The 25,981-nt window shown below is 43.1% G+C and carries 20 protein-coding genes; 10 read left to right on the top strand and 10 right to left on the bottom strand.

The genetic code is table 11. The features are described from left to right. Positions 1 to 148: 148 nt before the first annotated feature. Positions 149 to 2,578 carry a M9 family metallopeptidase gene (locus A3712_RS24490; RefSeq protein ID WP_063525399.1) on the bottom strand — a complete coding sequence of 810 codons (2,430 nt, stop codon included), beginning with the start codon at positions 2,576 to 2,578 and terminating at the stop codon, positions 149 to 151. Between the two features lie 411 nt (positions 2,579 to 2,989). Between A3712_RS24490 and A3712_RS24495 the strand changes: the two genes are divergently transcribed. Both A3712_RS24495 and luxN read left to right on the top strand, forming a co-directional pair. Next, positions 2,990 to 4,189 (top strand): acyl-homoserine-lactone synthase, encoded by a 1,200-nt coding sequence (locus A3712_RS24495; RefSeq protein ID WP_063525315.1) that lies wholly within the window; start codon positions 2,990 to 2,992, stop codon positions 4,187 to 4,189. Continuing rightward, complete coding sequence (gene luxN / locus A3712_RS24500) at positions 4,182 to 6,791, top strand: quorum-sensing autoinducer 1 sensor kinase/phosphatase LuxN (protein ID WP_063525316.1); 2,610 nt, start codon at positions 4,182 to 4,184, stop codon at positions 6,789 to 6,791. Before A3712_RS24495 ends, luxN begins: the two co-directional genes overlap by 8 nt. Positions 6,792 to 6,867: 76 nt before the next feature. Here the strand turns inward: luxN and A3712_RS24505 are convergent, their stop codons facing one another. Together A3712_RS24505 and A3712_RS28530 are read right to left on the bottom strand one after the other, a co-directional pair. After that, positions 6,868 to 8,061: an MFS transporter gene (locus A3712_RS24505; protein ID WP_063525317.1), complete on the bottom strand. Its 1,194-nt coding sequence runs from the start codon at positions 8,059 to 8,061 to the stop codon at positions 6,868 to 6,870. Positions 8,062 to 8,167: 106 nt separating this feature from the next. Further along, entirely contained in the window at positions 8,168 to 8,614 is a 447-nt protein-coding gene (locus tag A3712_RS28530; protein WP_063525318.1) for a helix-turn-helix domain-containing protein, read from the bottom strand. Between the two features lie 585 nt (positions 8,615 to 9,199). On the opposite strand from A3712_RS28530, the gene A3712_RS24515 reads away from it, so the two are divergent. The 3 genes from A3712_RS24515 to A3712_RS24525 all read left to right on the top strand — a co-directional run bounded on the left by A3712_RS24515 (position 9,200) and on the right by A3712_RS24525 (position 12,863). After that, positions 9,200 to 10,531: an MFS transporter gene (locus tag A3712_RS24515; RefSeq protein WP_063525319.1), complete on the top strand. Its 1,332-nt coding sequence runs from the start codon at positions 9,200 to 9,202 to the stop codon at positions 10,529 to 10,531. A 124-nt stretch (positions 10,532 to 10,655) separates the two neighbouring features. Continuing rightward, positions 10,656 to 11,537 carry a DMT family transporter gene (locus tag A3712_RS24520; protein WP_063525320.1) on the top strand — a complete coding sequence of 294 codons (882 nt, stop codon included), beginning with the start codon at positions 10,656 to 10,658 and terminating at the stop codon, positions 11,535 to 11,537. A gap of 336 nt (positions 11,538 to 11,873) precedes the next feature. Further along, positions 11,874 to 12,863: a zinc-dependent alcohol dehydrogenase family protein gene (locus A3712_RS24525; RefSeq protein WP_063525321.1), complete on the top strand. Its 990-nt coding sequence runs from the start codon at positions 11,874 to 11,876 to the stop codon at positions 12,861 to 12,863. 123 nt (positions 12,864 to 12,986) lie between these two features. On the opposite strand, the gene A3712_RS24530 is transcribed toward A3712_RS24525, so the two are convergent. The 3 genes from A3712_RS24530 to A3712_RS24540 all read right to left on the bottom strand — a co-directional run bounded on the left by A3712_RS24530 (position 12,987) and on the right by A3712_RS24540 (position 15,774). Next, positions 12,987 to 13,934: a FecCD family ABC transporter permease gene (locus tag A3712_RS24530; protein WP_063525400.1), complete on the bottom strand. Its 948-nt coding sequence runs from the start codon at positions 13,932 to 13,934 to the stop codon at positions 12,987 to 12,989. Positions 13,935 to 14,020: 86 nt separating this feature from the next. Beyond that, a complete protein-coding gene (locus A3712_RS24535) occupies positions 14,021 to 14,983 on the bottom strand; it encodes an ABC transporter substrate-binding protein (protein ID WP_063525322.1) in 963 nt (320 codons plus the stop codon). Next, on the bottom strand, positions 14,980 to 15,774 hold the full coding sequence (locus A3712_RS24540; protein WP_063525401.1) for an ABC transporter ATP-binding protein: 795 nt from the start codon (positions 15,772 to 15,774) through the stop codon (positions 14,980 to 14,982). Before A3712_RS24540 ends, A3712_RS24535 begins: the two co-directional genes overlap by 4 nt. 353 nt (positions 15,775 to 16,127) lie before the next feature. Between A3712_RS24540 and A3712_RS24545 the strand changes: the two genes are divergently transcribed. Genes A3712_RS24545 through A3712_RS24555 form a run of 3 tightly spaced genes read left to right on the top strand, consistent with a single transcriptional unit; the run spans position 16,128 to position 20,465 of the window. Next, positions 16,128 to 16,838 (top strand): ABC transporter ATP-binding protein, encoded by a 711-nt coding sequence (locus tag A3712_RS24545; RefSeq protein WP_063525323.1) that lies wholly within the window; start codon positions 16,128 to 16,130, stop codon positions 16,836 to 16,838. After that, positions 16,825 to 19,335, top strand: a complete 2,511-nt coding sequence (locus tag A3712_RS24550; protein ID WP_063525324.1) for an ABC transporter permease — start codon at positions 16,825 to 16,827, stop codon at positions 19,333 to 19,335. The genes A3712_RS24545 and A3712_RS24550 overlap by 14 nt, the downstream gene beginning before the upstream one ends. After that, on the top strand, positions 19,335 to 20,465 hold the full coding sequence (locus A3712_RS24555) for a lipocalin-like domain-containing protein (protein WP_063525325.1): 1,131 nt from the start codon (positions 19,335 to 19,337) through the stop codon (positions 20,463 to 20,465). The genes A3712_RS24550 and A3712_RS24555 overlap by 1 nt, the downstream gene beginning before the upstream one ends. 190 nt (positions 20,466 to 20,655) lie before the next feature. On the opposite strand, the gene A3712_RS27225 is transcribed toward A3712_RS24555, so the two are convergent. After that, complete coding sequence (locus A3712_RS27225; protein WP_082856311.1) at positions 20,656 to 20,991, bottom strand: hypothetical protein; 336 nt, start codon at positions 20,989 to 20,991, stop codon at positions 20,656 to 20,658. 430 nt (positions 20,992 to 21,421) lie between these two features. On the opposite strand from A3712_RS27225, the gene A3712_RS24565 reads away from it, so the two are divergent. Then, positions 21,422 to 21,772 (top strand): DUF3147 family protein, encoded by a 351-nt coding sequence (locus A3712_RS24565; RefSeq protein ID WP_063525327.1) that lies wholly within the window; start codon positions 21,422 to 21,424, stop codon positions 21,770 to 21,772. A 190-nt stretch (positions 21,773 to 21,962) separates the two neighbouring features. Then, positions 21,963 to 22,430, top strand: a complete 468-nt coding sequence (locus A3712_RS24570; RefSeq protein WP_082856312.1) for an AAA family ATPase — start codon at positions 21,963 to 21,965, stop codon at positions 22,428 to 22,430. Between the two features lie 76 nt (positions 22,431 to 22,506). On the opposite strand, the gene A3712_RS24575 is transcribed toward A3712_RS24570, so the two are convergent. The 3 genes from A3712_RS24575 to A3712_RS28535 all read right to left on the bottom strand — a co-directional run bounded on the left by A3712_RS24575 (position 22,507) and on the right by A3712_RS28535 (position 25,397). Further along, positions 22,507 to 23,301, bottom strand: coding sequence for an endonuclease I family protein (locus A3712_RS24575; protein WP_063525329.1), 795 nt, complete (start codon positions 23,299 to 23,301; stop codon positions 22,507 to 22,509). 280 nt (positions 23,302 to 23,581) lie between these two features. Beyond that, on the bottom strand, positions 23,582 to 24,814 hold the full coding sequence (locus tag A3712_RS24580; RefSeq protein WP_063525330.1) for a methyl-accepting chemotaxis protein: 1,233 nt from the start codon (positions 24,812 to 24,814) through the stop codon (positions 23,582 to 23,584). Positions 24,815 to 25,091: 277 nt separating this feature from the next. Then, on the bottom strand, positions 25,092 to 25,397 hold the full coding sequence (locus A3712_RS28535; RefSeq protein ID WP_231891885.1) for a DUF2913 family protein: 306 nt from the start codon (positions 25,395 to 25,397) through the stop codon (positions 25,092 to 25,094). Positions 25,398 to 25,981: the final 584 nt, after the last annotated feature.

Here is a 25,981-nt window from a genome sequence, read left to right on the forward strand (position 1 = left end):
GTTTTATATGCTTACAAGCTTAAACCGCCAATGTCATCACTTCATCAGAGATTATGGTGAAACTACTCTATAAACACAGAAAAATGTCAGAAAAACAAAGCCGGGCATTCATACTCAGCTTGTTTTCCATGTATTCGAGATTTGTGCCTTAATGAAAATAGACCAAGATCTCGACATCATCACCTTGCTCTACTGCACTTAACAAGAAATGTAAGTACCCTTCCTCAGTCACTGGTATTTGCAGATACTCATTGCTGCCACGATAATCCGACGCATAATCATGCTGCCCAGCGGTTGGCCAGTATGCGCGGCTCGCAAACAGATCAACATTACCTTGTCCTATTGAACCAATGTTTTGATCGGTTAACCATACGCGAACCTCTCGCACTCCCTGCGGAACATAAACAGCAGCGTAACGTTGTTGATGAACCGTAAACAGGTGAGCCTTACCAGATTCTAGTACCACAGGCGTTAGGTCATCTTGCTCTGGAGAAGGTGGAACGGGGTGCTCTGTTTCCAACGATGCAAGCAGCCTCACCCCGTTGAATTCAGTTCGTCCCACAACACTCATGTAGTAACGACCAGGCTTAATATATCCCGTCGCCTCTGACTCAAATGTCACCATCTCATTACTGCCACTGCCATATTGACTGAACTCAAAATCATAGTAATGCGCAGTGCGGTTATAGCTCATGTAGAGATCTGCATCCCCCTGATTTTGTCCTTCAATTGATACCTCAAAATGAGTGGTGTTCTCAGGTACGTCGATGTAGAACAGTTGCTCACTGTATGCTTTACCGCTCAACAGCACGCTTTGGTTAGCGACAAGATCCTTGATTTGATCGCTTGGTTCTGTCGGCTCATTTGGTTTTTCGGGTTCTAGTTTTGGCTCGTCCGCTACCGTATCTAACCAACGCTCAAACTCACCCTCGTACTGCTGGCCAAACACTATAACCAGCTTTGCCCAGTCAGCGAACTGACCAGAGCGAGACAGTGCCAGTAAGCTTTGCACTTCATTGGGGTGCTCCTCTAGCATAAAGCGTGTCGCTAAATATCCCCATCGGTAAATACGATTAGAATCATGAGAGTAAGTGGTCGCAAACACATCTGATAGGCGCATCTTACCGCCATCAATTAAGCGAATTGCAGCATCGTAGCCTTGCTTATAGTGCATGTATTCAGCGAAGCCTTCTAACCACCACACTACGTAACCATGAGCCAAGTTATCATCAAATGAACCATGTAGATTGAAGCGCGCATCTAGGTAATGCGTATATTCATGTTCAAAATTCAGAATAGATAGCTCATCACCATCGTCGAATCGGTAAGCTACGAAGCGCGCTACATTCTCCAAGTCAGTCGGATTACCCTCTAAGTACTGACCACCGTTATCTGTCGTATTACCAAACAGGAATGAAGAGTAGTCAACGTAGCTACCTTTGCTACCAAATACCGCGATCTCAACATTATTATTGTTGTCATTAGCCACCGGTTGCTGCCCAGTATTAGCCACTTGGTGGAAATCTGCCTCTTTTGCCGCCAATACATCACATGCCTTTGCAGCTTGTAACTCGGTTAAATTTTGAGAGCGCAGAATAGCAGGGCCTTGGCACTCGTAGCGGTTAGGTAAGATACGTCGAGCAACGTCGCGTTTCGCCTGTTCAAGATCGAGCCCGTTCAAACCCTCTGGTGCAAAGTATCCCAGCATTTCTACCGCCGCTAGCCACAGTTTGTCTTGCTCACTACCCAATGGATTTTGCGCCATCACACCTTGCATCACTTGTAACGCTTTATCTTTGGTCGCTTTATCTGGGCTTGCTAGCAACCTCCCAGTCTCGCGAACTGCGTTGTAAACCAGAAAACTTGCATCTGTATCCAAAGCCCATCGATTGTCGCGAGCAAATTTCGCTAGTGTCTCTATATGTTGAGTGTTGTTTGCTAGGTAATCGTAGAAGTCATCCCGAGCGGCATGCCCGGCCATCGCTCTGAATAGATTATTAAGCCCATCGACCCAGTGTGTGTCTAACGCCGTTTCACGGTTGAATTGGCTAAGTGCCGCAAGTTGTGCATCCATAGTGAGTGGAAGTTGCTTCACGTTGTCGACCATTAATGTCAGGCTCTTCAGCGCACCAACTTGTTCTCTCCCTTGGTTTAGCGAATTCGGATTAGCAAGGAATGCATTAGTTGAGTGTGCAAAGCGCTCGCTTAATTCCTCAGAAAATTCCTCCGCCTGCGCGTTATAACGAACGTAATAAGCTGCACGAACAAATTCACCCAAGTTTTCAAGTTTGCGTGCTTGGTCAGCTTCGCCTTGGTAACGGGCTATCTCTAAGTTCAGTAAATGACTAACTTGGGTCAGGCTGTTTTCGCTGTAGATATTGGTTAACGAACTTTTTGATGCAGAGAACCAAGAGCTATAACAACTGTTGTCGGCTAATGAAACCGCATGAGCAAGATCTGGTGACAGCTGAAGTTCAGGCACCTCACATTGGCTTTGAGCAAAAGAGAAAGTAGATGCACTAGAGAGTAAGCAAGCGAGCACCAAACGGTGACGTGGAAATAAATGAGTATGAAGCATAAACATAATGACTTTTTGTATATTTAAGCCACTCTTATATCCCCCATAACTATCAGGGTAAATTATCATTTACACTAACTATGATTCCGATTCAAAAAATAGATTTTTGATATCGATATGTAAGTCTACAGATTTATGCTCGCAAACTGCATATTAGGCTAAGTTTATGAACTGAACCGCAAGCCATTGAAGACACGCTAATTTAGAGTTTATTAAATTAAAAATACCCTATTGTTAAGAATATGAGCAAGTAGTAGACTTGCGCGCTGTTATGCAACTAGCATCACCTTGTTGACACAAACAACGTTATCAATACACAACTAAAAAACGTTATTTAAAGGCTTAATAATATAAGTGTCAGAAAGTGAGTGCAGATCTAATAAAATAATTATATCAATCTAGGTTAACACCATGAAACTACTATCGTCTTTAAACTCGCTATTGGCTAGCGATGAGTCTATCGAAAAGCAACAACGAGCACTAATAGATCTCGTCATCAATACTTATCAGACCGAGCAGCGCACCGCTCTTTTCCAAACCGTTACTGATTTTCGTCGAAACCTTCTGGGAGCATTATACCCAGAGCATCAAAGCAAAAGTCTTTCAGTGTTATTTGAGTTAATGGATTATCGCGATCTCATTCAGCGGTACCCGAGCACTTTAGCTCCTGATATGGTTCTACTAGAAAAAGCAGCCAGCCATTGCTACATGTCTTGGTTAGACTTTTGGTGCGAATGCGAGATTGCCGCAATAAAGGCAAGATCACCACTGAGCGATCCTCCCAACTCACGTATCGAGTTACCTATTAAAGATTCCGCGTATTATGGCGCGATCATTGAGCACATCGAATCCGATTCACTCATAGTACAAACACCGTGCCATCCACAAGCCATGCCCATCAATGATGCGATTGCTTTGAGTAACCTAGAAACCTTCATAAAGGGCGAGAAATGGTTTGAGATGCTACCTCTCTTACACCTTTCGCAATCTGGTAAACACTTTATCTTGCTCAAGCACCCAGTAGATGAAGCGTTTCCAACACTAGTATCCTCTGCACTTCTGCAAGACTGGTCAACCAAGGATACTTGGTTAAGCTATGCACCACCTTTCAGTAATGAGCACTGGCAGTACTGCTTACCAGATCACGGCTACCAACAGCTGTCGGGATTGAAACTTTTCACGCCACCAACACTTCCAAAGTCTTACTCTCTTCCTGAGTTTGACAGTACTTTTCGCTTGCAATTGTCAGATACACAAGCCATATGTGAAGTGTTGCGCCTGACAGTCAGCGGTAGCACCCAGCAAAAGCTCTACTTCCTCTATCTCGGTCAAAAGGAGCTGATGAACGTATTACATCAAGTTGGGTATAAGGTCGGCTTCACTATTATAGAGCAAACCTTCATGCTCCAGTTTTATCAAGCTATAGATCCAAAAGCGTATTTCCACTCTGGTTTTTGTGATCTAAATAACGATGGTACAACCATTTATCGTGGTTTTTGGCATTTTGAACGAATGGTTAGAGTTTTCGAGGACACAGATTTTCACCGGTACAAGCTTACCGTACGTGAGACAAGACGATTAGACTCGGCCAGAAAGGGAAAACATGTTTGAACTGGACTTCGAATCAACGGAATATGCTAAAGCAATTACGCTGTTTGCAGCTGCCACTGCTGTCGTAATCTGGCTAGCGTATTATTGCTATCATCTAAAAAAACAGCATCTAACAATCAAAGGGACATATCATGTTCCCTATATAGCCTACTCGTTTTGTGTAATTTTTTGGATTAGCACTAATGCATATTTTCATACAGATTACTTGGTTAGATTTGGTCCTTCATTTGCAGTATTAGTGGCTAAATTAGCTAATCTCGCATCATCTTTAGCATTTGTCAGTGCTTACTACTTTTCATGTCAACTTTTGGCTAGTTATAAGAAAAGCAAAGTAGCAATTTGGCAAAAGTTAATATTTTCTAGCTCAGCTATATATTCGCTTGTTATTAATTTACAACCTAATTTAACTATTATAAATGTTGATATAGTGGGACGAAGCCAATTCACTATTGGCTTTGGAGCTCATACTTTTTACTTTTTTACTGCAATGCTTGTGCTTTTGTGCCTCACATTTACAAATGTGTTGGTTATGAGGATTAATAGCGATAGGCTTACTCAAGCAAAAACTAGTTATATGATTGCAGGTATCTTGGTATTCATGATATCAACAATTACAATACAAGTCGGAATGACTTACTTCCTCAAGGACTTTTCGCTAACTTGGCTCCCTCCCGCACTATCCATTAGCGAGATGATGTTTGTTGGGTATGCTCTGCTGACTTCACGTTTTTACAGCGTGAAATACCTTGCTTACCTTGGTCTTAATACACTTTTGGTGTGCATGATTTTAGCAGTTCCATTCGGCGCGATATTCATCCCCCAGACTGACGATAACCAATGGTTAATCGCAATCCCAATCTGTGCGATGATCGGTATCATCTGGCAATTGATCTACAAACGTGTCAGTCGCTATGCGTCTTTCTTCGTTTATGGAAAAAAGAAAACTCCAGTACAACAAATCCTCGATTTAGAAGAAGATTTTAAGCTATCGATTGACGATGCAATGCGCCGTTTAGGTCAACTATTGCAAATCCCTGAAGACAAGCTTCGTCTTGTTAACAGCAACTACAACGAAACCTTCTACGAAGACTACCTTTCAACAAACGAGTCAGTGCTAGTGTTCGACGAGTTATCTCAAGAGCTGGATTACAAAACACCCTCCAAACTTTCGCTCAAAGCGCTGTATGACAAGATGAGTTTGAACAATACCGCCTTGGTTATGCCACTGTTTGGGCAAGGGAAGTCTGTCACACATTTACTGGTCTCGTCGCACAAAAGCAATGATCAAATGTTCTCTAATGAAGAGATCTCAGCGCTACAGACCTTACTGGCCCGCGTTCAAAGTACCATAGAAGCCGATAGACGAGTCCGCCAAAGCCGAGCTCTCGCCAACTCAATAGCTCATGAGATGCGTAACCCACTTGCTCAAGTGCAACTTCACTTCGAGGTCTTGAAACAGCATATCGAAAACCAAGCCCCAGAAAAGCAGGTCCAACTTGACATTAAAAATGGACAAGCGGCCGTTCAGCGCGGGCGACAACTAATTGATATTATATTGCGAGAGGTTAGCGACAGCTCACTTGAGCACGGGCCAGTCACAATGACTTCAATCCACAAAGCAATAGATCAAGCAGTCAGCCATTATGGTTTTGAAAACGAGAAAATAATAGAACGTATTCGCTTGCCTCAACACACTGATTTTGTGGCAAATTTAAACGAAACTTTATTCAATTTTGTAATTTTCAATCTTATCCGAAACGCAATTTACTATTTTGATTCGTACCCAGATAGCCAAATCGAAATCAGTACTCAAGTCGGTTCTTACGAAAATATCCTCACTTTCAGAGATACAGGACCAGGTATTGATGAAGCGATTAGACACAAGATCTTCGACGACTTCTTTTCTTACCAGAAAAGCGGTGGTAGCGGCTTGGGGTTAGGCTACTGTCAACGAGTAATGCGTTCATTTGGCGGCAGAGTTGAGTGTCAATCCGAGCGCGGTAAATTTACTGAGTTCCATCTTTATTTCCCTGTGGTACCCAATGCACCAAAAGCGGACACCTTACGGACACCTTACTTTAACGACTGGCAGCAAAGCCAGACCCATGTCGAAAAAGCCAATGAAGCCGTCTCGCAGCCCCAAAAAATCAGAACTGAGGAAAAAAAATCCGCTCCAATAGCGACACAAGTTACTACGAATAGCATAGCCCCAACCGTGCTCATCGTTGACGACAAAGAGGTGCAACGCACCCTAGTTCAAATGTATCTAAGCAGACTGGGCGTAAACAGCCTACAAGCAAAAAATGGGGAAAATGCCATCGAACTGTTTAGAAAAAATCACGTCGATTTGATATTAATGGATGTACAAATGCCAGTCATGAATGGTTTTGAAGCAAGTCAGATCATCAAAGCACGCTCACCTAACACACCTATCATCGCCCTTTCTGGTGAGTCAGGCCAGCGTGAGTTAGAGACGATCGAACAGTTAATGGATGCCCGCCTAGAGAAGCCAACATCCATAGACGCTCTGAAAATTGTGCTCGATAAATGGCTCAAAAAAAGCAAACAACTTCAAGCTTTCCAAGAGGGCGAAAGTGAATAACCACCAAGCAATATTGAATTGAGTGTCATTCAAATATCCCCTAATAGATAGGTTTAGGGGATATGTTCAAACCACATTAAGATTCAGCGAGCACCAAGTTTTTAGATTGCTGACGATACATTATGATTAATGCGATTCCAGTGGATAGAGACAATATCCAGCTACTGATCACCATCACTTGATGGGTGGCTGGAACAAAGGATAAACAAAACGTAAAACCAAATGCTCCAACCATCTGTAATGCACCATAGATAGCACCAACCTGGCCTTTGTGATTAGGAAACAAATACAATGCAGATACACCCGCGACTGCTAACAAAAATGCTGAGCCAAACGCCATGACAGAAAACCCAATTAACATTAATAAATAGCTATGGAGAACAAGGCTTAAAGTAATCACAACACAACCTACAATTTGAATAAGGCTCCCATAAATTAGTGTCATATTCTCACTGATACGGTGCTTTAAAAATTGAGTCCATATAAATCGAGATGCAACACTACTTACAATCAAAACCATTGATCCAATGCCATAGTCTGCAGCCGTTAAATCAAATTCATGTTGGGCTACAAAAGAACCTGTAACTTGGAAGAGCAATATACAACTGGTCCCACTAAACATCATTGTTAAATAACACAGGAAGGTAACATTTGATGCAATGAGAGCATAATCTTTTAGTATCTGTTTAGGCTTTATTGCATCGGGGTTCTTCTTACGTATAGTTTCACGTTTAACAAATGCGATGATCAATAGTGTGGCAATCGATAAGCATGCCATAAACACGAAGTTACTATGCCAACCAAAGTGCTGAGTCAGATACCCACCTAAAATTAGCGTTAAACCGGGTAAACTCATAAAAAAAATCCCATACCAAGCAAGTATCCCCATGAGCTCTGTCTTCTCGAAAGCGTCTTGTAGTATCGTCCGACAAAGCAAATAGAGACCACCAACCCCCAAACCCTGTATGATCCTGCCGATTAACAAAACCTCTATACTATCAGCCAAAAGGCATGTCATTGAGCCAATAACAAAAACAAAAGATGAGAGCATCGCTATTGGTTTTCTCCCATAGCGCTCAGAGAGCGGACCACAGATAAGTTGACTACAGGCTAAAGCGATAAAAAATAGGCTTAAAGTCTGTTGCACCAGCGCCTCAGAAGTTTGAAGTCCACTTTGTATGTCCGGAAAGCTTGGTGTATACATACTTGACGAAAAAAAGTAGACCGATACCATTAGGACACTGATAGCTATATTAGTTATTTTAGACAATGGTTTTCCCCATAACATTAAGAACAGATCAACAGATTAAACTGATTGCGCTGCTAAGGTTTTGGGTGAAACGACACTCGGTTTACAAATTGCGCCAAATTTACCACTAAAGAGATTTTTTCTGATGCTCTTTAAATGCAGTAGAAAATGAAGATAAGCTTGAGTATTCGAGTTCAAATGCAATATCAGTTGCGCTAACGCCTTCTGCCATCATTTTTTCAGCACGTTCCATCACAACTTTTTGGCGAATATCTCTGAAAGACGCTTTAAAACTAGAGAGAAAAAGTCGGTTTAAAGTACGCACAGAGGCACCAGTTTGTTTAGACATATCTAAAATAGACAATTTGATACTTGGCTCGTTTGATAGTGCGTCGATTATCGGTAATAATCTTCGATCCATTCCTCCCTTTGCAATTAAAGGGTTATTAGCTGCTTTACAACAGATACACTGGTCGATTAGGACATGTATATAATGAGGTTCAAGCTTTGGTTCTGGGCTACCATTTTCCCACAAGCGAAATAATTGAGTAACGATGGGGGATACATCCAACATGCATATTTCTGTGAGTTCAGGAATTGATGTTAGGGGCAGCCGAAGTAAAGAGACCTGGGATTGTTTTAAGAAATCAGCACAGTGTGGAACGCCGGCTGGAATATAAATTAAAGACCCCGGCATAGAAAGCAAACTATGCTTATCAGTAGATAGAATCTGACAACCCTTATGTATAAAAGCGAGGAGTGGGTAGTCGTGGCTATGTAACTCACTCGAATGATGAGATTCATGATATGTCACAATAAGTTGATGCTCGTTCAAATTAGTTATCTCGTCGACTCTTTCATTAATGTAATATCCAGTATAATCATATTTTCCACCATCTTCTCTAGTCCATTTATTCTGGTGTTCTTAGCCTAACTCTGATAACAAAACAATAATTGATAGCTTACGGCACACCTATTGGAGACGCGACAGTCAAATTTATAACCCATATGGATGTGTTTAATCGAACAAGAATTATGTGGACCTTGCCTAACTTAAGGTCATTTCGCCACTTAAACTCGTAAAAGTTTCAATAATCATATGATTTAAATGGTAAAAAGGTTATAAAAAAGAATGTTTAATTTAACTTGCTGAAATCTCGTGACAGCTAAAGAAATCCTAAAAATTCCCAATGTTCGCTATTTTCTAATGTTTCGAAGTAGCTACTTTGCGCGTTTTTATTACCCAGTATTCACTCTACTCTACCTTGATTACGGCCTAACCCTATCGCAATTTGCCATGCTTAACGTAGTGTGGGCGGCGACCATAGTACTTGCTGAGGTCCCATCTGGAGCATTTGCCGACACCTTGGGTCGTAAGAAGCTAGTGTTACTCTCTTCCCTTGTGATGTTTGTTGAAATCGCCATGATTGCCTTAGTGCCGACCGAAAACCCGAACTTAGTTTTCATGGTCTTTCTGGTCAACCGAATACTCAGCGGGTTAGCCATGGCATTGGCAAGCGGTGCTGATGAAGCACTGGCGTATGACACCTTAAAAGAGCAAGGCAATGAGGAGCTGTGGCCTCGTGTGTTGCAAATCCAGCTTCGTATCGCCTCAAGCGTCGGCATATTTGTCACCTTAATTGGTGCTGCCATGTACGATGTAAACTTCATGACGAACATTTTCCATGCACTAGGGTTAACCGCGCCAGCAAGTACCAAAGACTTAATGCGTATTCCTGTATTCGCCACTTTATTGGTTGCACTACTTGCGATTTATGCGGCGGTAAACATGCGTGAAAAAAAGAAAGTGATGCCAAATGGTCAAACAAAATTAGCCACAACCATTGCTAGCCTTAAGCTCACTGCTGACACAGGTAAGTGGGTATTCGCTACGCCATACGTGCTTTTCATACTGCTCTATTACAGCCTGTTTGAGCACACATCACGTATGTTCCTCACCATGAACAGCCAATACTACCTTGCCATTGATATTCCAATTATTTACTTTGGTTTTATTGGCGCGGGAATCAGCCTATTAAAAATTATTTTAGCGGGCCAAAGCCGTAGACTGGCAGAAAATATCGAGCCGAAAACCTTTATTATCATCATGGGCTTAGCAAGTATCCTCACCTACTATTGGATCAGCTTGGGTTGGTCAATCTATGGGGTAGTTCCTGCACTGGTGCTTATCTTTATCATCATGACGATGAACATTTTTATCAGTTACCACCTGAACAAAAGGACCAAGTCGCATAACCGTGCCACCGTTCTTAGCTTCAAAGGTTTGATGTTTAACCTCGGATATGGGCTGATCGGTATTTTGTATGCGTACTACTACAAACTGGTTTCTAATAACTACTCTGAGCAAGAGATAGAGCAAAACCTCGCCTTCTTGGCGTCACTATCTTCGTTCTGCTATTACTTCGCCTTTCTATTCGTATTAATCAGCGGATGGTTCTACTACAAAAACAAAAAGACACCAATCTTTTGAAATATAACGTAACAGCAACTCAAAAATGAGGTGATTCCCCTACCCATAAATAGGCTATATCACTTCTTATTATCTGTTTTTTTATTACTATAAATCAAACCATTACATCACTTTTGGAAGTTATATGTCTTTTAGTTGGATTGCCTTTACCCTCCTTGCAGCCTTCAGCCAATCTTGGCGGAATGCCTTTCAAAGCAAATTAAGTGGCACCATGAGTGTCGCAGGTGTAACACTAGCAAGATTCATTTGGGCTGGTCCGGTCGCCCTCATTTACCTTTACACTTTATATCAATGGCAGCCAGTCTCCGCCCCTCATTTTTCCGGAGAATTTGTTTTCTACATTGTTGCAGCCGCAATTATGCAGATCATCGCAACAGGCTTAATGGTAATGCTATTCAAACTCGAAAACTATGCCATTGGTGCGGGACTTGCTAAATGCGAAGCCCCTGTTTCAGCGGTGCTCTCAGTATTATTTTTTGGTACAGCATTAACTGCTACTGGCTGGATAGGAGTTTTAATTGGTACTCTGGGAGTTCTAATCATGAGCTGCTCTTCGGGGTGGCGCAGCCTATCTCCAAAGGTCTTTTTTCTCGGTATGGCTTGCAGTACCGCCTTTGCTCTTACTTCTCTTTGGGTACGTGAGGCGAGCTTAAGTATTGGTCTTCCCTTCCCTCACCGCGCCGCTTGGGTTCTGTTTTTGGTGATCACTCTTCAAACACTTATAATCTGTACTTATCTCTTTCTTAAAGAACGTGAAACATTACGCCAAATATTCAAGAAGTCGAGATTAGTTCTGATGACAAGCCTAACAAGTGTGATTGGCTCTCTTGGTTGGTTCAGTGCTATGTCGCTTCAAGCCGTGCCATACGTGAAAACATTAGGCCAAGTCGAAGTGGTCTTTATGGTCTTGATTTCTTACTTCTGGCTAGGACAAAGTATTGCCCGCAAAGACATTATTGCGCTGATATTACTTTCAGTCGCTGCAATCTTGGTGATGTGGCAATAGAGGCTGTGTTGCAACAAAAAGCCATGTAGTAATAAACAGCAAGGTTCAAGCAACCAATTCAGTGATTATCTCAAAACCTTTGCGCCTGTGGCAGCTACAGTCAATGCAATAAATACGACAAACTAAGCACAAGAACCCGACATATAGTCTCAAAATCAGAAACATGAAAATGAGTTACTTGGTTGAGCAGCACCTAACTGGCATAATGAAATAGCACTGATGGGAATAACTTTTTAGATCCCACCAGTGCATATCCTATTGCCAACACAGACGGCTTGTTAACGTGCTATCTAGAAAACGAATGCGTCCACTTGACCTAACTTAAGTAATCGGCTCATGACAGATACCAAAAGAAACACCCGAATTAGCCAGTTCCGATTCGGTCAGCCGAAAGAATCTCTCAAGATCGAGCATGTCACTTTAGGAATACTCGATAAAGATAAGGTTCGAGTACAAATTGAAGCGACCAACATTAACCCAAGTGATCTATTGTCGATTCATGGAGTGGGGCAATACAAACACAGTCACCAGCCGCCCAGAGTTCCAGGATTTGAAGCAGCAGGTACGGTTGTAGAGTCTAGTCACTCTGAATTTACTGTGGGCCAGCGAGTGCTTGTGGCGACAAGTGGAACCTGGCAGAGATACGTCAATGTTTCACCTGACAACCTTTTCCATCTGCCTACACATCTAGATAACGACTACGCATGTCAGTTATACATTAATGCACTCACCGCATGGATACTTACCACTGAAGTAACAAAGTTGACCAAAGAAGATGCGTTAATCATCAACGCTGGCAACTCAGCCATTGGTAAGATTTTCTCCCAATTATCACAATCGCTTGGCTTTCAAATCATCGTTGTGAAGTCACAACCCAAACGCGCTCTTACGACTTCAAAACATGTGTTGGATGCCAAAAATGACTTAGTTGCACAAATCCAGCAACTTGGCCTACCGCAACCAACGGTTGCCTTTGATGCGATTGGCGGTTCACCCGGAACCGAGCTTATTCACACGCTGGGCAAACAAGGGCGTTTCATCAACTATGGTACGCTTTCTCTGGATTTTTATGAGCCGCGTTTCTTCGAGTATGCCAAAAGCCAAGCTATCGAGTTCAGCACCTTCTTCTTGAAGTATTGGGAAGAAGCTGAGGGTAAAAAAGCACGCCGTGACCAATTCGAGTCCATGCTCGATCACTTCATCAAGAACGAGATTCAACTCGATGTCGACCGTTGCTTTCCTCTCGATCAAGTTCAGACAGCGATTGATCTTGTCGAATCTAAAACCACACGATTGGATGGCAAGATCATCTTGCTGCCTGCTTAAGTTGAAGATATTTAGGAATGCACTTTCAACCACCAAAGTGAAGGTCGAAAGTGCCAGTGTGAAGATATTGGTTAGAATTCCATAGGCTCTATGGTTAGTGAACTTTCAGATTAAACCAACAAGCTACTTGCGCCAGACAAGATACAAAACAAACAACCCACCCAGCGCCGCTGTTACAATCCCAACTGGAAGTTCTTGTGGTGCCAATATCGTCCTACTTACCACATCCCCAAACAGCAAAAGCACCGCTCCCCAAACTGCGATCAAAGGAATCGCTCGTTTATGGGTTACCCCAGAAAATGGTCGAACAAGATGAGGCACCATCAAACCAATAAAGCCAACTACCCCAGTCATTGCAACGATTGATGCAGTACAAAACGCGCAGCAGAGAAAAATCTCACTTTGTAGGCGATGAACGTTGACGCCCAATGAGCTTGTCGTTTGCTCACTCACTAATAAGGTGTCGAGTTCGCGATAACGCTTAACCACTAGAGCAACCAGACACAGCACACCCACCAGAGCAAAAATCAAATTATCCCAACGAGCAAGCCCTAGACCGCCCATCGTCCAGAATAAAATTGAGCTCGCCGCTCTTTGATCGCCGGAATAGATTAAAAAGCTGGTGATTGCTCCAAATAGGAATGAAATCGCCAAACCACACAAGATCAGGTTGTCGTTACCCTTTTTCTTCTGCATCGAGAACAGAATCAAAACTGCCGTGGCTGAAACAATACCTCCTGAGAACGCCGCCAACGGCAATGACCAAATGCCCAAGGCATCACCCAATTGAGTGATCACCAATACTGCACCAGCAGACGCACCTGAGGACAAGCCAAACAGAAATGGATCCGCCAAGTCATTGCGTGTCGACGTCTGGAGTAAGGCTCCTACCATCGCCAGCCCCGCACCAGCAATAACAGCCAGTAACGCCCTAGGTAACCTAAGGTCGAACAGTATTCTGCTTGCCATATCAGGGCTTGGATCATTAAAAGAGATTAATCCAACCATCACCTCTCTAAAAGAAAGAGGGACAGAACCAAATTGTAAGCTCATCATAAAGGCGAGCAGCATTGCGCTGATACCCATCAACCAAGCTGCTCGATATTTATCAAATAAAATCAAAAGACTACTACTCTTTTCGATAATAACCTTGCCAACTATTCAGAAACAAACGCTGCTGCAAGTTTCTCAATAGCATCAATATTGGCTGGCCCAGGGGTCAGCTGCTCATAACGCAATTTGACATAGCGACCAGCAGTCACCGCATTGGTGTATTTCATTAACGGATGCGCTTCTAGAAAACGTTGCAACGAATCGGCACCACTTGCAGTTTGGTAGTCGAGAAGAATGATGACATCAGGGTTGGCGCTAGCCACATTTTCCCAAGAAGTTCGTGCCCAGCTAGCTTCCATATCACCTGTAATATTTTGTCCACCGGCTGCTTCAATCATTGCATTAGGCATTCCGTACTTACCTGAAGTAAAAGGCTTGTCTTCACCGGAATCAAACAGAAAGACTTTTGGACTAGGTTTTCCAGACGCTTTTTGTTGTTCAGCGACTTTTGCAATTCTCTCTTTCCAACTGTTCACCAGAGCTTCGGCCTCTGGCTGTTTATCGAAAATAACGCCTAGCTTTTCCATATCATCATAAAGTAAGTCCATGGTAGCGCCTTGCTTTTGGCTCTGAGTATGAATACAGCTTTCCGACAACACTAAAGTATCAATTCCATAGGGTTTCAGCGTTTGAGGCGTCACTTCTCCCCCTACTTTCATCCCGTAATTCCAGCCAGCAAAAAAGAAATCGGCATCCGAGGCAATCAATGTTTCTAATGACGGGTACTTAGGGGCAAGCTCTGGAATATCGCCTAAGCGTTGTTTGAATGAACCAGACATCTTGTACCAACCAGTAATGCCCGTCACACCCACCATGTCCTCCTGAAGGCCAAGAGCAAATGCCATATCAGCCATGTTTATGTCATGCACGACCGCACGCGAAGGGTGCTTCTCAATCGTTAGTGGGCTCCCGCAATTATCCACCGTAACCGGGTATTGAGTGCTTGTTGCATGAGCTATAGATAAAGGTAAAAGACACAAAAGGCTAGAAATTACAGGCCACTTCATTGGGCTGCTCCTATTAGAGATAAATTAGAGTGATTGGATGCAGCTTCAAAATGATGGATGGTGCTGCACATATTGGGGTGATTGAACGACAAAACGCGCAACCCAAAAACGGGAACCATATAGCGGTCTTGAATGACCGTATCTGGCGATGCAAATGTGACCATTTTTTGGTCAGACATCAGAAGAACTTTATCGGCAAATGGGGCAACTAAGGGCAGATCATGCAGCACAACAACTGATGCAATGCCGCGTTGTTTAATAAGGCTCAGAAGTTCAAGACGAGCCAGAGGATCAAGGTGATTAGTCGGCTCGTCTAGCAATAAAAGCCTAGGCTCTTGTGCAAATGCTCGCGCAATACTTGCACGTTGTTGTTCACCACCCGATAACTCACCAAAGCTATGTTGGCTTTTATGTAATAGCCCAACATCTTCCATTGCCTGTTTGACTGCTCGCTTGTGCTCTTTCGTACTGCAGCAGAAAGTATGCGGCGTACGGCCCAAGCCAACGTATTCAGAGACACTCAAGCGGGGATCCACATGCTCATGTTGCGTAACCAACGCGACCTTTTTCGCTACCTGTTGCCTTGCTAGACTTTCAAGTTCGATACCAGACAACAACATCTCACCGGCAACGGCTTTGTACTCGCCTGTAATTCCTTTTAGTAAGCTAGACTTTCCACTTCCATTCGGCCCAATGATGGCAATACACTCCCCATCATTCACGTCAAATGTCACATCCGAGACCGCCCTCCAGTTTGCTAAACCATTGGCGCAGAGCCCCTTCACTGACAAAACAGGTTTATTCAATTTCCCCACCGAGTATCAAAAAACAACACTTGGTTATGTTATAACATAACAATAAATTAAAAATACAGTTATTCGTAAATAATCTTAGAAGGTGCCAATCAACGCGAGAAACCCCAAGTACCCTAACCGAGCCTAGAGAATAACAACCTATTTAGGGGGGACTTATCCAGCGACCAACTGATCCATTCCTTCAAGAATCAAGTACAAGTTATTAATAATTCGATATAAATCGCTCTATATCCTCAAATTGTCGTCTACAGTTTGAGAGAGTCTATCGTGATAGTAATCACCAACACATAACACCTTTGGTGATCGCTTTTTGATTACAAGGAGAGGAAATGGAAAGCCCAGTGGTCACACTGCAACAGGCCAGTAAGAGCTTTATTGATGGCAAAGAGAGCCATCAAGTGCTGGACAATATCGACTTCAACCTAGGAACTGGTGTCAGCGTTGCTTTGACTGGTTCAAGTGGCAGTGGCAAGAGTACTCTACTCAATTTAATTGCGGGCTTTGAACCTCTTTCCGAAGGCGAGTTATGGCTCGATGGTGAAAATACATCAGCTTGGAAAGACCAACACTGGAGCCGTTTCCGCCATCAAAAGCTCGGCGTTATCTTTCAGCAGTTCAACTTGCTCACTCCACTCAATGTAAAACAAAACATCGCCTTTCCATTGCATTTAAACCAACAGAAATGGGGATCTTGGTGTGATTACTTAGTCGAAGCATTAAGTATCAGCGAACTACTTAATAGACACGTATCTGCCCTCTCTGGTGGTCAACAACAGCGGGTCGCTATTGCTCGAGCATTGGCTCACAAACCTAAACTTTTGCTTGCAGATGAGCCCACAGGAAATCTAGATCATAAAGCAGGGTTGGAGGTGATGAGATTACTAAGTGAAATCACTACACAAGGCAACACCGCTGTATTACTGGTAACGCACAGCGCTGAATGCGCTGATTTTATGCAGAGACAGCTGGTCTTGGACAATGGAAACCTTAAGCATATGAGCCAAAATCAAGTCAGTGAGATGACTCATGCTAAAGGCTAATTCTACTAGCTTACTAGCTCGCTTAGCGATCACACATACCAAACTGACGCTAAACCTATTCGCCGCGCACTATCGTCAGTCACCATTGCAAGCTGCGGCAATCTTGATTGGTATTGTGTTGGCAGTCACCTTATTTGTCGCAGTACAAGCCATCAACTTGAATGCCAAACGTAGCTATGCAGAATCCACCGAGCAACTGAGCGCTCAGGCTCAGAACCTAATCATTCCACCAGCAGGACAAAAGTACCTACCTGAGTCGCTCTACTTCAAGCTAAGACAAAACGGACTCAGCGCGGTACTACCTGTGATTGAAGGGCGTGTGAGAGACGAGCAAGGACGTCGTTGGTCAATCCAAGGCAGTGAGCTCATCGCCGCTCTTACCTCAAGAGCTCGCTACTCCGAAGAGAACGAACAAAGCATATCTCTTTTTGACAGTGCACTTCCCCTACCTCAGCTCTTGGCAGGCAAGCCCATCGTGATGATGAGCCAGTCGCAGCATCAAAACTTAGACGAAGTGGACACGCTGATTCTCGATGACATCGTTACCCAAGTGGTTGTTCTGCCTGATGAATGGCAACTAGGGAGTCGAATGCTGATGGATATAGGATTCGCTCAACAACTGCTCAACAAACAAGGTCAACTGAGCTACATCGCCGTTTTTGATGTCGAGAACCAACCACAAGATAACTGGCAGAATCTCATCTCAGAACAAGGACAATGGATCACCAATAATCAAAGTACCGACCTTGGCTCCATTACCGACAGCTTTCACCTCAACCTGACGGCCATGAGCTTACTCGCGTTCTTGGTTGGTTTGTTCATCGCTTATAACGGCGTGAAATACAGCTTACTGAAACGTAATCGACTATTGGTTCAAATTCAGCAAGCCGGTGTAGCACCAAGCATCGTATTTTCTGCTTTGCTCATTGAACTTACCGTTTTGGTAACCCTGGGAACTTCACTCGGTTTCATTTTGGGTATTCAATTAAGCCACTGGCTCCACCCCACCGTGGCGATCACGCTGGAACAACTTTACGGAGCAACACTTCTGCCTGGCACATGGCAGTGGTCATGGTTAGTTCAGGCCTTAGTGCTCACCTTAGCCGCCACACTTGTTGCCTGCTGGCAGCACTTTAAACAACGCATTCACCAACCGCTCTCCTCTCATGGTGGCTTTTATCAAGCGCCAGAGGCTTCAAACGAAAACCAACTATTTATCATCGGAATAACACTCACGGGTATCGCATTAGCTGGCTTGTGGCTTAGCGAACACCACCGCTTCACTATAGCGTGGCTTGGCGTGTTAGTGGTATCTATTCCTTTGTATCTGCCTAAAACCCTCAGCGTATTAGCAAATTGGACTGAACAGCGCACTCAATCGGGGTTGATGCAGTATCTGTTCGCTGAATTGCGAGAACTCATATCTCCGCTTTCCCTTGCCATGATGGCGCTATTGCTTGCTGTAACGGCTAATATGGGAATGAATACCTTAGTAGGCAGCTTTGAATCCACTCTAAAGCAATGGTTAGAACAGCGGCTGCATGCCGACATTTACGTGAGCCCGGCTCAAGGTGAAATCGCTAATGTAGAACGTGCGTTAGAGCAGTTTGAGAACGTTGAAACCGTCTATAAGCAATATTACGTCGACGATAACTTGCAAGGCTTGCCAACGTTACTCGGTACCAAAGACAAAGATACACTAGCGCAAACCATGGTGTTCCAATCGCAGCTAGATAACTTTTGGCTGCGCTTCTACCAAGGTGAACTGGTAGCGATCAGCGAACCCACGGCGGTGAAGCTTGGTTTGTCTTTGAACAGCGAACTTAAGCTCGACTCTATTCCAAACCAATCACTAGTCGTCGGTGCGATTTTCCACGACTACGGCTCACCCAATGGAGAGGTATTGCTGGCCCCTAATTTATGGCTTGAAAGCGGTTTTACTAACTTGCCGACTAGCTTAGGGATTAAAGTCTCTGGAGACCAACAACAAGTCTACGAACAGTTACGCCAGCAATTGAACTTGCACCCAAGTCAGCTCTACGATCAAGCTCAGATCAAGTCTCTCGCCTTGGACATCTTTTCACAAACCTTCGCCATCACTCGCGCACTAAATGGCGTTACCTTAATGGTCGCTGTTATTGGCTTATTCTGTGCGTGTTTTATGCTGCTTGATGCTCGTAAGGCCGCTATCGCAAGGTTGTATGCACTTGGCGTAAGCCGTAAAAAATTGATGGCGATGGTGATCGGGCAAATCGTTGTGCTTGTGGCCTTTACTTTGGTTATCGCCATTCCACTCGGCGCTATGGTTGGCTACGTACTAACAGACATCGTCACCCTTCGCGCCTTCGGTTGGAGCTTAAATTATCAGTGGAATTGGAGTGATGCGCTTAGCATATCCTTCATCACAATTATTGTGGCAGTGATTGCAACACTCATTCCTCTATGGCGATTAGTCAGTAAGCCTGTGGTATCTAGTTTGCAAAGTGAGGTGTTGTAATGAACATTGGCTTGAAGAGTAAGTTAATCAGACTATCTGCTCTATCACTGGGTCTGCTATCTCTATGGGGTTGTGACAAGGCTGATCCGAATTCCGCTCAAAACATGGGATCAATACTCGGCGGGAGCAGTGAGCAGCAGAGTGATCAATTCAGTACCGTGATTAGAGGCGTTGAACTCACCTTCCCTAAAGACCATCAAGCGCACCCGAGCTTCCGTCATGAGTGGTGGTATCTAACCGCTAATCTCATCGATGAAGACGGGAATGCGCTAGGCGTACAATGGACACAGTTCCGTTTTGCCGCAGCCCCAAAAAACAGCGTCGAACAAACTAAACAAACCGCATGGCAAAACCAACAGATCTACATGGCGCACAGTGCCGTCACCACCGAAGACAAACACTACGCCGATGAAAAATGGTCACGCGATCACGCAGAACTGGCAGGGGTAAACACATCACCATTTCGCGTCTATCTTGATGATTGGCAATGGACATCTTCTACTGATGACTTATTCCCTGCCACATTGAATGCTAACTCAGAGCAGTTTGGCTACTCGTTAACACTGATTAGCGACGCTCCCTACCAAAAACAAGGAGAGCAAGGCTACAGCACCAAAAGCAGCGATGGCAAAGTCGCCTCCTACTACTACAGCCAGCCAATCATCAATGTGTCAGGTGACGTGACGATCGATGGCGTGACGCATGAAGTTTCAGGCAAAGGCTGGATTGACAGAGAGTGGAGTTCGCAGTTCTTACTCGACTCTCAACAAGGCTGGGATTGGTTTGCACTTAGGCTCAATGATGAAACTAGCCTAGTCGTGTTTCAACTGCGAAACTCGGCAACAGGCGAAGCCAGTTATGCACACGCAAGGCTGATGCAGCAAAATGGTTCTGGTACTGCCATTTCGCAGCAAGACATTACTCTCACTGCAACCAAACAAACAGTTATTGATGGGCGCGATTATCCAACAGAGTGGCAGGTTTCAATTCCAAGCCAGCAAATAGAACTGACAGTCTCGGCACTCAACCCAAACGCAAAAATGCCACTATCGGTTCCCTATTGGGAGGGTCCAATCTCAATTAAAGGAACACACTCAGGTTCGGGCTATATGGAGTTGACTGGATATTAGGTATTTATCACTAAAGCTCCTCGCAATCTCAAATTAGCATAATAAAGACGGTTCTGTCTGGAGATAGCATTGAAGTTATATAGACTGGCTAGGATAGATTTAAAACGCTAAGTAAAAAAGTGTCTGATAAAAATGAGTTGCCAACCTTTTAACAGAGGGATTGGCAACTTAACTGTAACTACTTTGAGTATTAAACAACTTCTACAGGGCCATGATCATCGCAATGATTGCCGTGTTGATGATGCAAACGCCCATCTACGATATAATCAATGTGGTCTCCATGTTGTATGGCTTCATGGCCACAGTTTGGACCATGAACATGCTCCCCACACGAATGAATTGGCTTGCACTCGTTTGGATTAACGTCACTATATTCGACAACATGTTCATCGCAATGGTCACCATGTGGATGGTGCAACTTCCCATCGACTAAATAATCGGTGTGACCGCTATGACGAATAGCAGTATGACCACAACCTGGACCATGGATGTGATTTTCATGAGTATGAGTGTTAGAGCATGGCATCCTTAAATCCCCTTAAATATAAAACCACTTACATTTAATATTAGTCGTGGATCACTTAAACACATACTATGTGCGCTAAAATGCGATCACCATCAATATGAAAATTAGCCAACACCTAGATTCATTATTTCGCATAAACTTTTCGTTAAACAATCTATCTAGAAAACATTGAGGTTTGCCCTCCTATCTTTCTTGTTCTGATAACTCTCTTATCTTGATGGCTGTTTACGCTACTTATTATTTTTCATCAGTGACTTAGAACAGACTCCCGGCACTCTGTTTCACTTTTAATTTAGGCAGACGCTATTCTGAAATAGTCTGTGAGTTATTATTCGGCTCAACATCTCTGTGAAGGTTTTTCTTTGATGAAAATCCATATCACTGATTAGTCTCAATCAGCTAAGCTTTAAGTTTATTCAGGGAGAGCTGCATGTGGTGGATCGTTTTTAAATATTTAACAACAGCAGCAATTGTTGTTCTTATCTCTGAACTTGCCAAGCGCAGTGACAAGCTTGGTGCGCTAGTCGCAGCTTTACCAACAGTCACCATTCTTGCCTTAATATGGATGTATATTGAAGGTCAAGGTTCCGACAGATTATCAAACCACGCTTTCTATACGTTCTGGTTTGTCGTGCCAACGCTTCCTATGTTCTTGCTGTTCCCATACTTATTAAGCAAATATTCGTTTTGGATAACGCTATTACTAAGTTGTTTTGTATCAATCATTTGCTTTGGTATCGTAAATACGATGGCCAAGCATTTTGGAGTTAATCTCTTATAGTTGATGAGTCCGCAATAAACATTTGAACCATTGTCAGAGTGACGCTCAATGTTCGGCTATTTCCATGAAGATTGAAGGTTGTGTTTACCGAGCTGATGTTTAAGCTAGTAATTTGAAATCATCACCCAAAGGGCGTTAATCGAAGGAAAATATAAATCATTTTTTATCAGCGAAGCCCGGTTTAGTTGTTATGACTTGTGGTGTCGCAGGTTCAGGCAAAACTACATTCGCACAGAAACTAGAAACACAAGGTTTCAGTCGGCTGTCAATCGATGAAGAAATATGGGCTACTTTTGGGCGTTTCGGTATCAACTATCCCGAAGCTGATTATAGCAAATATCAAGATCTCGCTCGTGATATCGTTGAGGGAAAAATTCTTGATAACCTCAAGAACAACCAAGCCACCGTCTTAGACTTATCGTTTTGGAGTAAAGACGAAATAGAACGAGTAGCTAAGCCAGTCGCACATCATGGTGATGAGCACCAAATTGTTTATTTGAAAGTTCCGGGAGATGTATTGAAAGCACGCTTAAAGGAACGCAGTAAAAGGTTTGATACTAATGCTGCGTTCACCATTACCGATGAGATTTTTGACCTTTACTTCAATGGATTCCAAGAACCAAAAGGGGAAGATGAAATTGTCATCGAAGTCTATTAACCAGAAAGCCATTACTGAGATGGCTTTTTTATTTTTCAGAGTGACAAATAACGATTAGTCTTGTTTCGACGCTCAATCAACCGTTACAGCGGCTGTCATATATGTCATTTACCCAGCTTGGGTTATCAATAAACGGGTTGCGGTTGCCTTGCCATTTAACAGCTTTTTCATGGCGATTACGCTCCCAATCATCGACAGGGTCGGCGTTATGCCATTGCAGTAATGTACACAGTTTTCCAACCTTAGGTTGCCCTGAAGAACTCGACGTGTCATCAACTAAGTACAAGTCCGGCATTTTCGCGTTATTGCCTTCATAGCGCACCGCCATGTAAAAAAGCGAACGAGCGGTATCCCCTTTCACCGCATCGCGAGGTTCAAAGCTGTCGTAATCCGTCTTGTTAAGCGGTGACTTTTTCAATGGCGCACCACCAAAATCGAAGTCTTTGTTCGAACGGATAGAGTTAATCTCTGCGTCGGTTGGTTGAAGATGGTGAATGTCTGTATAACCCCACTGATCTTTGCGCTTGAAACCAAAAGATTTTGGCCAAAGATGTTCACGATTCCAAGCATTCTTGTCGTTATTGCCTGATGACGTAAATTCTTTGGATTGTGAACGACCGCTATAATATAAAATCACATTATTCGGGTTATTAGGATCTTCGTTGGTGTCTTTCAACGCAGACCACACCTGAGTATACGTGAGTTGCTTTTGCCCGCGAGCAGCAATCACACCAAGCATGTCTTTTAAGGCATTACCGCTTAGCCCTTCAGCTTCAATATAATAACCATCAGGGTAGCTAGTATTAGCAAGCGCAACTGGACTAAGAGCCGTCGAAATCAGCAAGAGGCTTAGATTTAAACGCATTTTCATTGTTTTTATTATCCTTGTTATTGTTGTTATTCACCCACCATTGATGAGTGCCCTCATACTCTACAAAACACAATTGATATGCAATCTGTTTGTTTATAAATCTTACTTGAGCTACAGCCTTAATATTTAAGCCATAAGGTATAGCTGTATACAAACTTACAATGATCCATGCTAGGTAGTAAGTACTTTGGGGTTAGTATGCTTACTCCCGAACACGAATAAGCCGCTTTTATTAGTGACGCAGGGCGAAAGTGAATCACTTACGCCCTGCTATCTTCGGTTAAGTTAAGTTCGAGACAGATCTAGCCACGTCTTCCGCGCCTTTTTGTATCTCTTCGATCACAACAGATACGCTTTCTAGCCTATCGTTTGTTTCGATGGACGATTGACTGATAACTTCCATAGATTGAGTAATATCGTTGGTTAGAGATAAGTTCTCTGCAACGACTCGACTAATTTCCTCTGTTGAATCGGATGTTCTCGAGGCTAAAACTCTGACCTCATCAGCAACCACGGCAAAACCACGACCGTAATCTCCAGCCCTAGCCGCCTCAATGGCCGCATTAAGCGGCAATAAATTCGTTTGATCAGCAATATTGCCAATGACCTGCACAATGTTTTCGATGCTGCCCGATAATTCAGTCAGTCGGCGAATCAAATTTTCAGACTTCTCGATATCTTCAACTACATTTCTAGACAGCTCACGGGTCAATGCGAGAGAAGATTGCCCATCACTTGCCACTTGCACTGTCTCTACTGCGGTACTATAAGCTATAGAAGTCGCATCCGACGTCGCCTCTTCTTGCAACACTTCATTGGTAATATCGGAAGCAAACTTTACGACTTTATAGACATCGCCTCGCTCGTTCTTTATTGGGCTGTAAGAGGCTTGAATCCAAACTTTGCCACCATGTCGATCTTTTCTTAAGAAGCGCCCAGTAAATGCTCGACCCGATTGCAGCTCTTGCCAAAAGTTAGGGTTTTCTTTGTAAAATTCGTCAAAGCAGAACATCCGATGATTCTGCGAAATAACCTGTTCTTTTGAGTAACCCAAGGTTTTCAGGAAGTTGTCATTTGCATCCAAAACATTACCATCAGGCGTAAACGAAATAGTCGCAAAGGTTTGGTTGAGTGCTTCTAATAGCTCGCTGTCTAGCGTCTGCTTTAAATGAGACTCGGTAACATCAGCAGCAACTTTAACGACCTTTTGCACTTCCCCATTTGAAATGATTGGGCAATAAGTCGCTTCGATATGAACTTGTCGCTTGCCCTTCGCATAACGAGGAAAAATGCCGCTTTTCTTTGAACCTGCTGCAAGGTCTCGCCAAAACTGCGTATAGTGCGAGGTATTCACTATCTCGCCGGAACAAAATAGTGAGTGATGTTTCCCTTTTATTTCATCCAGTGAATAACCCATCAATGTTAAGAATGGCTCACTCGCATCCAACACATGCCCGCGGGTATCAAAAGACACCATTGCTAAAGAACGATTCAGTGAATCAACAATATCCATATTGTGATCAGATTGATCTGTGCTTTTTTCCTTCTTTTTAAAAAAATGATACTGTCCACCTTCAAAAATAATAATTGGTTTCGTGTTTTATACCCTTAGTAAATAAGGACTAAATCCCCATCGTGCCGATTTAATTAACGACTGAGAGTTCGATTGGCAAACTGCTAGTAGGATGCGTGTTGAGTTCGACTTTATGAAAGCCAAATAGTTGGACAATATGAATAAAATTGTCCATGTTAATATTGGATAAACTGACTGTTAATGGCCTAATTTGTTGTTACTCGTCTGAGAAGCATTGCTCTAGGTCTGCCTGAGAAACATATAAAGTACTAGGAAGATATTCGGACACACCTTCATTAAGATCTGCCCTTATTCCATGATCTTCTTTCGAATATTCAAGTAGGTAGTGAAGTTTATGCATGTCATTCAACCTATCCCTGTAGCTTTGGGATAGCTCTCTAAGTTCACATAAACGCTCTTCAAGTAAAGTTTTACCATACTTGCCAGCCTGTATGATCGACTTTATCTCTTTCTTAATTGTTTTATATTTGATCTTATTTATTTTTGGCTTAAACCATCGCACCAATATCTAGTTTCGGGCATCTCTAGAAACATGACTTCTTGAGTTGGCAAACGAAATCCAAAGGTGCAATAAAGCGTTGTCTATCGTTGTTGATTGTAAACGCTCGTATTTGTAACTCGACATTGTCACTCTTTATTTTCGAACTGCTACGTTTTGTAAAATCAACTGGGCTGATTACCTGCCTACCTGTATCCCCCCAAGAAATGAAAAATTATCTGGTTGACTATTGAGGTATGGGTTTATTTATTAACGGATGCTTCTTTTTCAAAAAATATTGTCATACACATTTCTCTGATGTAACAGAACATTTATTAAACAATAATTGAATTTATGATCAAATAGCAACAGCAAGGCTATAGAAATAATGGAAACTAATGAAAAACTGGCTAAGGATTAGATGTAATGAAATATAGTCAACCTAACAGCTCTCTTCACTGTTCATCAGGTTCACCCGCGAGTAAAACGTGATCAGGTGCATATTAATGTCATCTAGCAATATAATAAGCAACTAATCACTCATCAAATAGAGATGCTAGTGATAGTATTGATTCTCATTAACATTAAGTTACCATGCAACTTTTAAT

Origin of the sequence: Vibrio sp. HI00D65 (assembly GCF_001635455.1) — a bacterium.
Lineage (GTDB): Bacteria > Pseudomonadota > Gammaproteobacteria > Enterobacterales > Vibrionaceae > Vibrio.